We start from the raw sequence: 12,517 nt of genomic DNA, 5'->3' as shown, positions 1-12,517 counted from the left end.
ACAGCGGGACGGCGGATCACGGTGCAGCCTCCTCGCCGGCGGTGCGGCCGCGCCAGCCGCTGCGCGCGCTGCTGGCGACGTGCTGGCCGAGGCGCCTGAAGCCGCGCATGCTGGCCGCGAACACGCGGCCCAGCGACACCCAGAAGCGGTCGCGGTCGTGACGGCCCCACTGCGACACCCAGATGTCGGCACGGGCGAAGGTGCAGGCCACCAGCCAGCGCTCCTGCTCGATCGACATCGGCCGGAACTGGATGCTGATTTCGCCGTCGCGGTCGTGGCGCACCATCGCCGGCAGACGCTTGGAGCTGCCGCGCTGCGGCAGCGCGATCTCCACCGGCAGGTCCGGCTCCACCGGCACCGGCGCGAGCAGACGCAGCGCCATGCCGCCGGTGGAGAAGTTGACCGTGCGGCAGGCCAGTTCGCGGCCATCGGCCAGGTGCAGGGTGGCCGGGATATCCAGCGGCACGCGGTGCGAGCGGCGCACCTGGCGCATCTCGCTGGCGGTGGCGATGGTGGCGCCGAGCAACAGCACGTTGTACGCGGTCCAGGCCAGGTTGAACCAGATCGTCTGCGCCTCGCCGCCGGGCTGCACGCTGAGCAGGCGCATCACGCCCGCAGCCAGGCCGGCCAGGTTCAGCACCAGCAGGAACAGGTAGGGCTTGGCGATCTGCCCGTCGAAGTAGCTGCGCGGCACCAGGCCACCCTTGGGGGTGACGTTGAACTTGCCGAGCTTGGGATTGAGCAGCGCCACCAGCGTCGGGCGCAGGATGTACCAGGCCAGGGTGGTCTCGTAGACCTCGTTCCACAGCAGGTGGCGGAACTTGCCCTGGGTGCGCAGGTTGGTCAGGTTGGCCTGCAGGATGTGCGGCAGCGCATAGGCCAGGATCATCAGCGCCGAGGCATGGATCACGTGCGCGCCGAAGAACAGGAACGCCAGCGGCGCGGTGAGGTAGACGATGCGCGGCAGCCCGTAGAAGAAGTGCAGCATCGCGTTGGCGTAACACAGGCGCTGCGACAGGCGCAGGCCCTTGCCCAGCAGCGGGTTGTCCAGCCGCGCGATCTGCGCCATGCCGCGCGCCCAGCGGATGCGCTGGGCGACGTGGCCGGACAGGCTCTCGGTGGCCAGGCCGGCGGCCTGCGGCACCGCGATGTAGGCGCTGCGGTAGCCGCGGCGGTGCAGCTTGAGCGCGGTGTGCGCGTCCTCGGTGACGGTCTCCACCGCCACCCCGCCCACTTCCTCCAGCGGCTTGCGCTTGATCACCGTGCACGAGCCGCAGAAGAAGGTGGCGTCCCACTGGTCGTTGCCGTCCTGCAGCAGGCCGTAGAACAGCTCGCCCTCGTTGGGCACCTTGCCGTGGTTGCCGAGATTGCGTTCGAACGGATCGGCGGAGAAGAAGTAGTGCGGCATCTGCACCACCGCCAGCTTGGCGTCGCGCAGGAACCAGCCCATCGCCACCTGCAGGAACGAGCGCGTGGGGATGTGGTCGCAGTCGAAGATCGCCACGTACTCGCCGCTGGACTTCTTCAATGCCGCGTTGATGTTGCCGGCCTTGGCGTGGAGGTTGTTGGTGCGGGTGACGTAGTGGATGCCGACCTGCGCGCAGAACGCGCGGAACTCCTCGCGACGGCCGTCGTCGAGCAGGTAGATGTTGAGCTTGTCGGCCGGCCAGTCCATCACGCTGGCGGCGAGGATGGTCGAGCGCACCACCGACAGCGGTTCGTTGTAGGTGGGAATGAACAGGTCGACGCTGGGCCATTCGCGCTGGTCGGCCGGCAGCGGCAGCGGCCGCCGGTTCAGCGGCCACAGCACCTGGAAATAGCCCAGCGCCAGGATCACGAACGCGTACAGTTCGGCCAGCAGCAGGCCCAGGCCCAGGCTGAGGTCGACCGGGCTGCTCATGCCCACGGTCTGGGTCAGGCGCCACCAGATGTAGCGCGAGGACACCGCCAGCGACAGCGCCATCATCACCAGGATCGCCAGGCGGCTGCCGCTGCGCCGCAGCAGCATGGCCGCGGCGAACACCACCAGCGAGAACAGCAGTTGCTGCGGCACATCCATCGGGATGGCGACGACGAAAACCAGCAACACGGCACCCAGCAGCCACAGCGACCAGTTGGCCAGGACATGCAGCGGGCGCGCGGCACGCGACGCGGAGGCAGCGCTCATCGGCGATTCCTAACAAGGGGAGGAGGTCGGCGCGCGGTCTTCCCCACCGCGCGGCGACGGCAAACAGGTGCGGCGCCCGCAGGCGCCGCATGGCATCAACGATTCAAGAAGCGCTTGAGCGGACCGCCCGGCGCCGGCACCGCGGCCTCGCGGCCGACCTCGAGCAGGCGCTGGAACAGCTGCTGCAACGGCGTGCCGGTCGCGGTGCCGATGACGGCGGCCGACACAGGCGCCGCCGGTGCGGCGGGCGCCACCGGCAATGGTGCAGCCGGCCTGGGCTCGACCGCGGCGCGTACCACCGACAGCACCGGCGCCGGTGCGGGCGCCGCCGGCGGCGGCGCGGCGGCGGCCGGCTCCGCGGCGCTGAGCCGGTCGGCGGAAAAATCCTGGTAGGCGGTCGCGCCACTGCTGCCGAGCTTGGCGAACAGGCTGGAGACGTCGTCGCCGGTTTCGGCACCCGTTTGCTTGGACTTCTTGGACATGACGCCCCTCATGACGATCTGAAAATAGTCGGTCGCTACAGCCGCGCTCAGCCGGCCCTGGCCAGCACGAAGCGGCGCAGGTCTTCGTGTCCGGACGACAACGCACGCACGCCCAGGCCGGCCGACATCCCCACCTGCATGAACCATGCCTGATACACCCCTTCCAGGAAGCCGTCGGCACCGCCGGCCTGCCCGGCCAGGCCGATGTGCAGCGGCGAGCCGGCGTGCAGCAGCTCGACGCGGTCGGCGTGCTCCTCGAAGCGCGCATAGCCCCACTCAAGCTGGTCCCAAACGCGGTTCACCGCGTCCTCCAGCTCCTGCAGGGTGGTGCAGGCGCCGACCGGGTGTTCGGCGGCGAAGCGGCGGCCGATGCGCGCCATCAGCAGGGCCAGGTCCTCGGCGCCCAGCTCCGCGGCGAACTCCTCGGCGAGCGCGCGCAGAAAGCCGCGCCACTGCCGCGAACAGGCATGGGTGCGGTAATGGGTCTGCAACGCGTGAGCGCTCATCGAGGAAGTCTCTGGGCAGGGACGGAACGACAACGGCGTAGCGGGTGTGGCGCCCCGGGCCGACCGTTGCCGGCCGTCACTAATGCGACACAGTTCTCACTTTGTGACGCAGTGTATCTCACTCTTTCTTCACCGCAAAGCCCTGATGCGCCGAACTGCGACCCCTGCCCGCCCGCTCCGGGACCGGCGCTGGGTCGGCACCGGCAGGGCCGCCCAGGCTCAGTGCCGTTCCTCGGCCGGCACCTGGAACACCTGCCGCAGGTAGGCCAGATAGGCCGGATCGTCGCACAGGGTCTTGCCGGGCGAGTCGCTGAGCTTGGCCACCGGCTGACCGTTGCAGCGGACCATCTTGATCACGATCTGCAGCGGCACCAGGCCCAGATCGTTGGTCAGGTGCGTGCCGACGCCGAACGCCAGCATGCAGCGGTCGCGGAAATGCGCGTACAGCCGCATCACCTTGTCGATGTCCAGGCCATCGCTGAACACCAGGATCTTGCTGCGCGGATCCACCCGATGCCGCTGCAGATGCGCCAGCACCCGCTCGCCCCATTCGAACGGATCGCCGGAATCGTGGCGCATGCCGTCGAACAGCTTGCAGAAGTACAGGTCGAAATCGCGCAGGAACGCATCCAGGCCGACCACGTCCGACAGCGCGATGCCGAGATCGCCGCGGTACTCGCGCGCCCACGATTCCAGCGCCGCCGCCTGCGAATCGCGCAGCCGCGGCCCCAGCGCCTGGAACGCCTGCAGGTATTCGTGCGCCATCGTGCCCAGCGGGGTCAGCCCGTAACGGCGGGCGAAGTACACGTTGCTGGTGCCGACGAACTGCTTGCCGAGGGTCTGCTGCAGCACCGGCAGCAGTTCGCCGTGCCAGGCGCGCGAATAGCGGCGGCGGGTGCCGTAGTCGGCGATGGCGCAGTTGTCGTAGCCCGGGGTGTCGCGCAGCAGCGCGATCTTGGCCTGCAGGCGGCGCAGGCCTTCGGCATGGTCGGCGCCGCCGGCGTTGCGGAACCACACCTCGTTGACGATCGCCAGCAGCGGCACCTCGAACAGGATGGTGTGCAGCCATGGTCCACGGATATGCAGCTCGATCTCGCCGGGCACGCTGGCCGAGGCCTGCAGTTGCAGGTACTTGCGGTCCAGGTGGAACAGCGCCAGGAAATCGACGAAGTCCGGCTTGATGAAGCGCATCGCACGCAGGTAGTCCAGCTCGTCCTCGCGGAAGCGCAGCGCACACAGCGCGTCGATCTCTTCGGAGATCTGCGGCAGGTACTGCGCCAGGTCGATGCCCGGGGTGCGGCACTTGAAGCGGTATTCCACCTGCGCGCCGGGATGCTGATGCAGCACCGCCTGCATCATGGTGAACTTGTAGAGGTCGGTGTCCAGCAGCGAGTCGATGATCATCCGCCGATTATGCGCTCAGTGCGTTGCGGCCCCGTGGTGGCCAATCGCAGGCGTCGCGATACACGCGCGCAACTCACCGCTTCAGCACCGCCTGCGCCGGCTTGTGCTGCACGGTGAAATCGCTGTCGCGCGCGCCGCCGGCGTCCGGATCGGTGTACCAGCACCACAGCGCGATGCCGGCGATGCGCGGCTGCGCGTCGAGTACGTCGCGCCACTCGCGCAGCACCTGCGCCTGCAACGCGGTGTCGACCTCGGCCGTGCGTTGCTCCGGGCTTTCCCACGGCGCCGCCAGGCTGCCGTGCGCCGAGCGCAGGCCCAGCTCGGTCACCCACACCGGGCGGCCGCTGCGCTCGCCCAGCGCCTGTACCCGTGCGGCCGCCGCGCGCATCTGCGCGCGCCGTTGCTCCGGCGCGGCGGCCAGCGCCGGATACAGGCTGGTGCCGACGAAATCGAAACGGTCCCAGTAGCCGAAGCGCTCGGCCTGCTCCAGGCCGTCGGCGACGTAGCCGATCGGGCCGCGGTAGACCTGGCGCACCGCCGCCAGCAGCGCCGGCCACTGCGGCGCATCCTGCAGCTGGCGCAGTTCGGTGCCGACGATCAGCGCGCTGGCGCGCTCGTCGGCGGCGACCTGGGCCAGTTGCAGCAGCGCGCGCCGATAGGCCGCGAACCAGGCATCGCGATCGGCCGGCGTGGCCTCGCCGGCCCAGTGTCCGGGAATCCACAGATGCACCTTCAGCACCGGCTGCAGGCCTGCGGCGCGCATCTGCCGCAAGCCGGCGCGGACCAGCGCCGGGCTGCTGTCGCTGCCCAGCACCGGGGTCGAAGACTGCGGCGACGCCTGCCAGACGAAGGCGACCAACAGCGCACGCGAAGCGCCGGCCTCGGCCAGTTGCCGCAGCGACTGCTGCGCGGCGGCGCTACCCCACGGCGCCTGCGGCGACACCTTGACGTTGGCGCCCATCCAAGGCGGCGGCGCCGCACTGCAGCCGCCGGCGCTCAGCGCCAGCAGCAGTGCGGTCAGCAGTCTCACGGCGATCGGCGCCATACCCGGTAGATGCCCTGGTGGTAGACCAGACTGTAGCCCGGCAAGCCCTGCTGCCACAGCTGCGGGAAGCGTCGGTTGAGGCTGTCCAGGGCGCCGGTCTGGCTGGCCGGGTCGCTGACCACCACTTGCGCCGGCATCTGCCGCGGATCGACCAGCGCCTGCTTGAAGCGCGGGTCGAACGGCAGGATCAGTTGTTTGGCGTCGCCGCGCGCGACGATCACCGGATAGCTGGCGCGGTCGTCGAGCAGGGTCGGCAGCCGCGCCTCGGCTAGCCACGCGCCCAGGTGCGCAGCGTCGGCATGGCGCGGCGTCGTGGGCGCCTGCAGCGCGGCGATCCAGTCGCGGGTGGTGGAGGTGGCGGTGCGGGCGATCACCCAGCCGCTGGACACCGCGCCGGCCAGCAGCAGCGCCAGGCCCAGCCAGCGCAGGTTGCGGCGCAGGTCGCCCAGCACCAGTGCCGCCGGCACCAGCAGCAGGGCGAGGAAGTCCAGCGGCTGCGCCGTGAAACGCGCCCAGGTGGCGAGCGTGCCGGCGCCGATCACGGTGGCGGCGGCGGCCAGCACGCTGCGCCAGGTGTCGCTGTCGCGGGTGTGACGCAGCAACAGCAACAGCGGCGCGCTGACCACCCCGGCCAGCAGCAACCACAGCGGCGGCCACCACGGCTGCGCCGCGGCCTGCTGCAGCCACGGCTGCAGCGCCGCCTGCGCCGAGATGCCGCGGAAGGCGGACGTGGCGTCGCGCACGAACAGCAGCGGGTCGCCGAAGAACATGTAGTTGAGGTACATCCATGCCCCCACCGCGAACAGGAACGGCAGGTAGCACACCAGGTAGAACGCCAGCGGCGCCTGCCGCATCAGCCGCGGCGGCGCGATCAGGAACAACCACGGCGCCAGCGCCAGCGCCAGGAAGCAGGCACGCTCGTCGACGAAGAACAGCAGGCACAGGCTCGCGGCCAGGCGCAGGTAGGCGAAGGCTTCCGGATCGTCGCGGAAATGGCGCAGCGCGCGCGCGGCCACGTAGAACACCAGCAGGCCCAGGCCCTGGTTGTTGCCGGACAGGGTCGGCCACAGGAAGAACGGCTGGATCACCACACCGGCACTGAGCGCCCAGGCCCAGCCGCGGCCCAGGCCGGCGGCGATGTCGCGCCACAGCAGGGTCACCAGCGTCGCCCCGGCCAGCACGTCGACCAGGTACGGCAGCAGCGGCGTGGACAGGCCCGGCAGGCCGCCGAGCAGCACGCCCAGGTACAGCGAGGCCTGCGCGTACAGGAAGCCCAGGTACTCGATGCGGAAGCCGGCCGCGTCGCGCAACAGCAGCAGCTTGGCGTACTGCGCCATCGCGTCGTCGCTCATGTAGCCGTGCGCGAGCAGTCGGTGGCACAGCAGCGCCAGCAGCGCCGCGGTGAACACGAACACCGCGGTGCCGCGCGCGCGCGGCGGCGCGTCAGTCGTCGAGCGCGGCGCGGCGCTCTTCGGCCATGTGCTTGCTGATGCCATGGGTGGTCTTTTCCCAGTAGAACGGGTTGCGGATGAGCTGCCACAGGCCCTTATAGGCGGCGATGGACTGCAGCAGCCAATACAGCGGCACGGTCAGCGCGTAGGGCGCCAGGCGGAAGTAGTCGCGCTTGAACGCCGCCACCAGGGTCATATAGATCAGGAAGCCATTACCGAGCAGCAGGTTGAGCAGGCTCAGGTACAGCAGCGCCGGCGGGAAGAACGGATCGAAGAACTTCGAGCCCACCGCCAGCCACAGCCCGTAGCTCAACCACATCAACGGCGCGGCCAGCGCGGTGAAGAAGGTGCCGCCGACGAACAGCTGGAAGCCCCAGAACCCGCGCACGCCGGTGGAGCGGTACAGCTGCACCGGGTCGCGCATGTGCACCAGCCAGGTCTGCATGTAGCCCTTGAGCCAGCGCGAGCGCTGCCGGATCCAGTTGGGGATGCTGACGTTGGCTTCCTCGAACGTGGTCGAGTTGACCACGCTGACCCGGTAGCCCTGCTGGGTCAGGCGCACGCCCAGGTCGGCGTCCTCGGTGACGTTGTACGGGTCCCAGGCGTGGACCTTGCGCAGGATGTCCAGGCGGAAGTGATTGGAGGTGCCGCCGAGCGGAATCGGGATGCGCAGGGTCTCCAGCGCCGGCAGGTAGAAGTCGAACCACAACGTGTATTCCAGCGTGAACATGCGCGTGAGCCAGTTCTCGTCGGCGTTGTAGTAGTTCAGCCGCGCCTGGATGCAGGCCACGTCGGCCGGCGACTTGCGGAACGCGGCGACTACGCGCTTGAGCTGGTCCGGCTCCGGCTTGTCCTCGGCGTCGTAGATGGTGAGCATCTGCCCGCGGGCGAAACGCAGCGCGTAGTTGCAGGCCTTGGGCTTGGTCTTGGGCTGCGACGGCGGCACCCGGATGATCTCGAAGAACGCCTCCAGGCCCAGCGCCTTGGCCGCCTCGATGGTCTCGGTGTCGTCGGCCTCCAGCACCAGCTTCACGTCCAGCTTGGAGGTCGGGTAGTCGAGCCGGCGCAGCGCGTTGGCCAGGATCGGCAGCACGTCCGGTTCCTTGTACATCGGCACCAGCACCGTGTAGACCGGCAGGTCCTCGTCGCCGAGCGCGGCCACTTCCTCGTCGCTGACCTTGATGTCGATGCGGCGCCGCGCACCGCGCCAGGCCAGCACCAGCTTCAGCCCGAAGGTGGCCAGGAACGCCACCGCGATCAGCGTGTTGAGCGCGATCAGGGTGACCAGCGGCCACAGCGCCAGGGCCGCGGCCAGCACCACCGTGAGCGCCACCAGGAACACCGACTGCGCGCGGGTGATCACCTGCCGCGCCGAATGCTCGGGCGCATGTTCGGCCAGCAGGTTCAACGCATCGTGGGTGAGCTGCGCGTCGGCGTGCTGCTGCAGGCTCCAGACGATGTCGAACTTGGAGGTGCCGACGAAGCGCACCTGCTCGCCGTAGGTGGCGCGCGCCCAGGCGAAGATCTCCGGGCCGGGATCGGCCACCGCCAGCACCAGGTGGCCGTCCTCCTCGCGCCACGGCAGCACCAGGCGCTGCGCGTAGTCGGCCAGCCGCTCCGGCTGGAACAGCGCCGGGTCGATCGGCTGCTTGAGCAGGTTGGCGAAGTGCAGCCCGAAGTGCTGCGCCAGCACCGTGTAGAAGCGCAGCGGCGCGACCCCGCGCTGGGCCAGCACCACGTCGCCCAGCCGCGAGCGCCAGCGCGCCTGCAGCGACAGCGCGTTCTGCAGCTGCGGCGGGTCGATGACGCCCGCGGCGACCAGCGCCTCGCCGATCGGCGCCTGCAGGCCGCCCTCGGTGGGCAGCCGTCCGAGCCGGCCGGGCACGCTCGCCTCGGCGGCGACGCTCTCGTGTTCGCCGGTCACGGCTAGAACCGCCACCAGGCGGCCACGAACGGACCGCCCGCGCCGCCGGTGTTGCGCCCGGCCACCGGCTGCTGGTAGCCGAGCTGCAGCTGCGTGCCGCCGGGCAGCGTGTACAGCACCGAGGCCTGCAGCTTGCTGAAATCGAAGTTGTTGCCGCGGATCGGCGTGTTGTCGCCGGGCGCGTAGATCCGGTTCGGCCCCTTGCCGTTGCCCAGGCTCTGGATCACGTTGAACTCGCCGATCAGCATCCAGCGCGGCGCCAGCGCCACGCCGCTGGACACGTCCAGGCGTGCCTCGTCGGAGGCGTCGCCGCCGCGCAGCCGCACCGCCGTGCCCAGGTCGACATAGCCGTCGTGTTCGCCCAGGCGATAGCCGCGGCCGACGCTGTAGCGCAGCTCGGCGCCGTAGTCGCCCTGGCCCAGTGCCGGCCGCGCGCCATCGCGCTGGCGCGCATACGCGGGCACCAGCGCCAGCACCTGCAGCGCGCCCTGCCAGGGGCCGTCGCGGCCGTCCGGGTCGAGCCGGTAGCGCAGGCCGATTTCCTGGTCCGACCAGCCGCTGCTGTGGCGGTCGCCGTAGCCGCTGTCGTTGCGGTAGCCGACCTTGCTGAAATAGAAGTTGCCGACCAGGGTCAGGTCCGCGCTCAGCCCGTATTCGCCGTAGAGATTGAGCTGGTCCTGGCGGCTGCGCCCGGCATCGGGGAAGTTGCCCGACTGGCCGTGGCTGTTGAACACCGCGCCGCCATCGGTATGGCTGGCCTTGAGGATCACCAGCCCGTGGCCGGCCTCGTCGACCCAGGCGCTGGCCCAGCAGGGGCCGGCCGCCAGGGCGAGCAGCGCCAGCGCCAGCCGCGCGCGGCGCGCGGGCGTGGCGCGGTGGGCAGCGGGCATGGGCACAGCGGACGCGCAGGCGCGCGCGTGGGTGCGCGGACGCACGCCGTCGAAATCATGCATGGTTGAGTTCCTGGTGGGGTTCCCCCGAACCGGAAAGCAGGCGCGGTCCAGGAGAGATCGGCGGAACACGTCATTTGTTAAGTGACGTACTTCCCAATATAGCGAATTTATGTTGCCATGCCGCACGCGCGCGCAACGCGGCCGATTTCGTTCAGCCTGGGCGGCGCCAGCACAGCCGGGCGAAGGTGACCCAGGCATGCAGCCAGATCACCGCCCACACCGCCACCCGCACCGGCCAGGCCCGGGTCGGCGCCTCGAACTTGCGGAAGTAGCGCCACAGCCCGCGGTGCTTGTGCCACTCGACGAACCACGGGCGTTTGCGGCTGGACACGCCGCGCACGTGCAGCACGCGCAGGCGGTTCAGCACCGCCACCGTGGCACCGGCCTGGCGCACCCGGCGGCACAGGTCCAGATCCTCGGCATGCAGCCGATAGCCGGCGTCCCAGCCACCGATGCGGGTGAACAGCGCACGCGGCAACAGCATCAGCGCGCCGGACAGCGCCGGCACCGGCTGCAGCGGCTGCGCCGGATCGGCCGCCAGCGCCAGCCGCGAGCCGGCCAGGGGATGCCGCAACATCGCCGCGAAGTCCGGATCGCGGCGGCGTACAGCGGCGTCGGCGCGGCCGTGCTCGTCGACCTGCTCCACGCCCAGCAGCGCCTCGCCGAGCGCGGCGGCCTGCGCGCGCAACTGCGCCAGGGTGTCGGGCTCGACCATCAGGTCGGGATTGACGAAGGCCAGCCACGGCGCGTCGCTGGCCGCGGCGCCCTGGTTGCAGGCGGTGGCGAAGCCGGGGTTGTCGGGATTGGCGATGAAGCGCACCCGCGCATCGTCCAGCGCGTGCCGCTGCACCACGGCGAGGGTGTCGTCGCGCGAGGCGTTGTCGACCACCCGGATCTGCGCCACCTCGGCCGCCGCGCGCAACCGCTGCAGACAGGCATCGATGGTGCTGCCGCTCTCATAGGTCACCACCACCACGGCTATCTGCTGTTCGCTCATCCGCCAATTATCCCGCATGTGCCGCCCGCCACGCGCACCGCGGGCATGGCGGCGGCGGCGATTGCCGCGCATACTCTGCGCCCCGTGCGCTGCGCGGCCGCTTGCGGCCCCGCGCGCATGGGAGACGGAGCGATCCGTGTCCTCTCCTTCGCCCAGTGCAGATGCCGGTCAGCGTTGTTTCCTGTCCCAGGCTGCCGCCCCACCCCGCAGACCGCGCGCGCCGCCTGAGCCCGCGCCCATGCCGAGATGCCGGCGGCGCCCGCTTCTCCGCTCCCGATCGCGCGACCGGGCCCTGTCCCAGGCCTCCTCGCTTCTGGTCTAGACCAACCACCCGCAAGGGCCGCGCTGTGGCGCATGGCATGCCCAGGCTGCGGCCGCTGGCACGGCGCGCCGGGTCGTGCCGGCACCGCGAGGCACGCGCATGAGCGCCCGCCACCAGATGCACGGCATGGGCACGCAGACCGTGGCCGCCGACTGGCCGCCGCTGTCCGACGGCGAGGTGGAAGCCCTGCTGCAGCAGTACGCCCTGCCCGGCCGCCTGCACGCCTTGCGTTGGCACAGCCCGCGCCCGTTTTCGGCGGCGGCGGAGGTCGAGACCGGCGTCGGCACGCTGTTCGTCAAGCGCCACCACCGTCGCGTGCGCGACCTGCACGCGCTGGGCGAGGAGCATGCCTTCATCGCGCAGCTGCGCGCGCAGGACGTGCCGGTGCCGGAGGTGCTGCGCAACCGCGATGGCGCCAGCGCGGTGCGGCGTGGCCACTGGACCTACGAGGTGATGCGCGCCGGCGAGGGCGAGGACCGCTACCGCGAGGCGATGTCGTGGACGCCCTTCGCCGACACCGCGCAGGCCGCTGCCGCCGGCCGCGCGCTGGCCGCGCTGCACCGCGCCGCCGCCGGCTACGCCGCGCCGCCGCGCAGCACCACCGTACTGGTCGCCAACCTGCGCCTGTTCGGCCAGCCGCAGCCGTTGCAGGCGCTGGAACACGATCTGGCACGGCGTCCGGCGCTGGCCGCATGGCTGCAGCAACGCGACTGGCAGGACGACCTGCGCGTGCAGTTGCTGCCCTGGCACGCGCAGGCCTGGCCGCTGCTGCAGACACCGCCGCCGGCACTGTGGACGCATGGCGACTGGCACGCCTCCAACCTGCTGTGGCGCGGACACGGCACCGCCAGCACGGTCAGCGCGGTGTTCGATTTCGGCCTGGCCGACCGCAGCTTCGCCCTGTTCGACCTGGCCACCGCGATCGAGCGCAACCTGATCCCGTGGCTGCAACTGGACGACGGCGGCACCGCCGTCGCCGATCTCGACCAGCTCGATGCGCTGCTGCACGGCTACGCCACATTGCTGCCGCTGGACGCGGCGCACCTGCGCCTGCTGGCCGCGCTGCTGCCGCTGGTGCATGCCGATTTCGCGCTCAGCGAGATCGAGTACTTCGCCGGCATCACCGGCTCGGACGTGCACGCGGAGATCGCCTACCGCCGCTATCTGCTCGGCCACGCCGCCTGGTTTGGCCAGGGCGAGGGCCGGCGCCTGCTGCGGCACCTGCAGCGGCGCGCGGCGGCCGCGCCATGAACCGTCGCATCCACA

Annotated in this window: 10 protein-coding genes; 1 reads left to right on the top strand and 9 read right to left on the bottom strand. The window is 70.8% G+C overall.

Going from position 1 to position 12,517, the window contains the following annotated elements:
• Nucleotides 1-16: 16 nt before the first annotated feature.
• From bcsA to CEK66_RS12235, 9 genes are all read right to left on the bottom strand, one after another.
• On the bottom strand, nt 17-2,167 hold the full coding sequence (gene bcsA, locus CEK66_RS12275; RefSeq protein ID WP_152237107.1) for a UDP-forming cellulose synthase catalytic subunit: 2,151 nt from the start codon (nt 2,165-2,167) through the stop codon (nt 17-19).
• A gap of 95 nt (nt 2,168-2,262) precedes the next feature.
• Nucleotides 2,263-2,649 (bottom strand): hypothetical protein, encoded by a 387-nt coding sequence (locus CEK66_RS12270; protein WP_152181962.1) that lies wholly within the window; start codon nt 2,647-2,649, stop codon nt 2,263-2,265.
• Between the two features lie 47 nt (nt 2,650-2,696).
• Complete coding sequence (locus CEK66_RS12265) at nt 2,697-3,155, bottom strand: cellulose biosynthesis protein BcsD (RefSeq protein ID WP_193312645.1); 459 nt, start codon at nt 3,153-3,155, stop codon at nt 2,697-2,699.
• 219 nt (nt 3,156-3,374) lie between these two features.
• Nucleotides 3,375-4,559 carry a nicotinate phosphoribosyltransferase gene (gene pncB, locus CEK66_RS12260; protein WP_017916257.1) on the bottom strand — a complete coding sequence of 395 codons (1,185 nt, stop codon included), beginning with the start codon at nt 4,557-4,559 and terminating at the stop codon, nt 3,375-3,377.
• A gap of 73 nt (nt 4,560-4,632) precedes the next feature.
• Nucleotides 4,633-5,595 carry a glycosidase-like protein gene (locus CEK66_RS12255; protein ID WP_167336275.1) on the bottom strand — a complete coding sequence of 321 codons (963 nt, stop codon included), beginning with the start codon at nt 5,593-5,595 and terminating at the stop codon, nt 4,633-4,635.
• The gene (locus CEK66_RS12250) at nt 5,586-7,100 is read right to left on the bottom strand and encodes a hypothetical protein (RefSeq protein WP_152237106.1); all 1,515 of its coding nucleotides are present in this window, start codon (nt 7,098-7,100) and stop codon (nt 5,586-5,588) included. The genes CEK66_RS12255 and CEK66_RS12250 overlap by 10 nt, the downstream gene beginning before the upstream one ends.
• Nucleotides 7,048-8,940 carry a glycosyltransferase family 2 protein gene (locus CEK66_RS12245; protein ID WP_226978589.1) on the bottom strand — a complete coding sequence of 631 codons (1,893 nt, stop codon included), beginning with the start codon at nt 8,938-8,940 and terminating at the stop codon, nt 7,048-7,050. The genes CEK66_RS12250 and CEK66_RS12245 overlap by 53 nt, the downstream gene beginning before the upstream one ends.
• Before the next feature lie 41 nt (nt 8,941-8,981).
• Complete coding sequence (locus CEK66_RS12240) at nt 8,982-9,932, bottom strand: hypothetical protein (RefSeq protein WP_152237104.1); 951 nt, start codon at nt 9,930-9,932, stop codon at nt 8,982-8,984.
• A 151-nt stretch (nt 9,933-10,083) separates the two neighbouring features.
• The gene (locus tag CEK66_RS12235) at nt 10,084-10,929 is read right to left on the bottom strand and encodes a glycosyltransferase family 2 protein (RefSeq protein WP_152237103.1); all 846 of its coding nucleotides are present in this window, start codon (nt 10,927-10,929) and stop codon (nt 10,084-10,086) included.
• Nucleotides 10,930-11,350: 421 nt separating this feature from the next.
• Between CEK66_RS12235 and CEK66_RS12230 the strand changes: the two genes are divergently transcribed.
• Nucleotides 11,351-12,502 (top strand): aminoglycoside phosphotransferase family protein, encoded by a 1,152-nt coding sequence (locus CEK66_RS12230; protein WP_152237102.1) that lies wholly within the window; start codon nt 11,351-11,353, stop codon nt 12,500-12,502.
• Nucleotides 12,503-12,517 lie beyond the last annotated feature (15 nt).

Origin of the sequence: Xanthomonas sp. LMG 12460, assembly GCF_009192895.1 — a bacterium.
Classification (GTDB): Bacteria; Pseudomonadota; Gammaproteobacteria; order Xanthomonadales; family Xanthomonadaceae; genus Xanthomonas_A; species Xanthomonas_A sontii.
Note: the sequence above shows the minus strand (reverse complement) of the source record. Positions and strands in the feature narration are given on the sequence as shown.

What these genes read in the sequence shown, in the direction of transcription:
- bcsA (WP_152237107.1), bottom strand. Translation starts at nt 2,167, where the DNA reads ATGAGCGCTGCCTCCGCGTCGCGTGCCGCGCGCCCGCTGCATGTCCTG.
- CEK66_RS12270 (WP_152181962.1), bottom strand. Translation starts at nt 2,649, where the DNA reads ATGTCCAAGAAGTCCAAGCAAACGGGTGCCGAAACCGGCGACGACGTC.
- CEK66_RS12265 (WP_193312645.1), bottom strand. Translation starts at nt 3,155, where the DNA reads ATGAGCGCTCACGCGTTGCAGACCCATTACCGCACCCATGCCTGTTCG.
- pncB (WP_017916257.1), bottom strand. Translation starts at nt 4,559, where the DNA reads ATGATCATCGACTCGCTGCTGGACACCGACCTCTACAAGTTCACCATG.
- CEK66_RS12250 (WP_152237106.1), bottom strand. Translation starts at nt 7,100, where the DNA reads ATGGCATCAGCAAGCACATGGCCGAAGAGCGCCGCGCCGCGCTCGACG.
- CEK66_RS12240 (WP_152237104.1), bottom strand. Translation starts at nt 9,932, where the DNA reads ATGCATGATTTCGACGGCGTGCGTCCGCGCACCCACGCGCGCGCCTGC.
- CEK66_RS12235 (WP_152237103.1), bottom strand. Translation starts at nt 10,929, where the DNA reads ATGAGCGAACAGCAGATAGCCGTGGTGGTGGTGACCTATGAGAGCGGC.
- CEK66_RS12230 (WP_152237102.1), top strand. Translation starts at nt 11,351, where the DNA reads ATGAGCGCCCGCCACCAGATGCACGGCATGGGCACGCAGACCGTGGCC.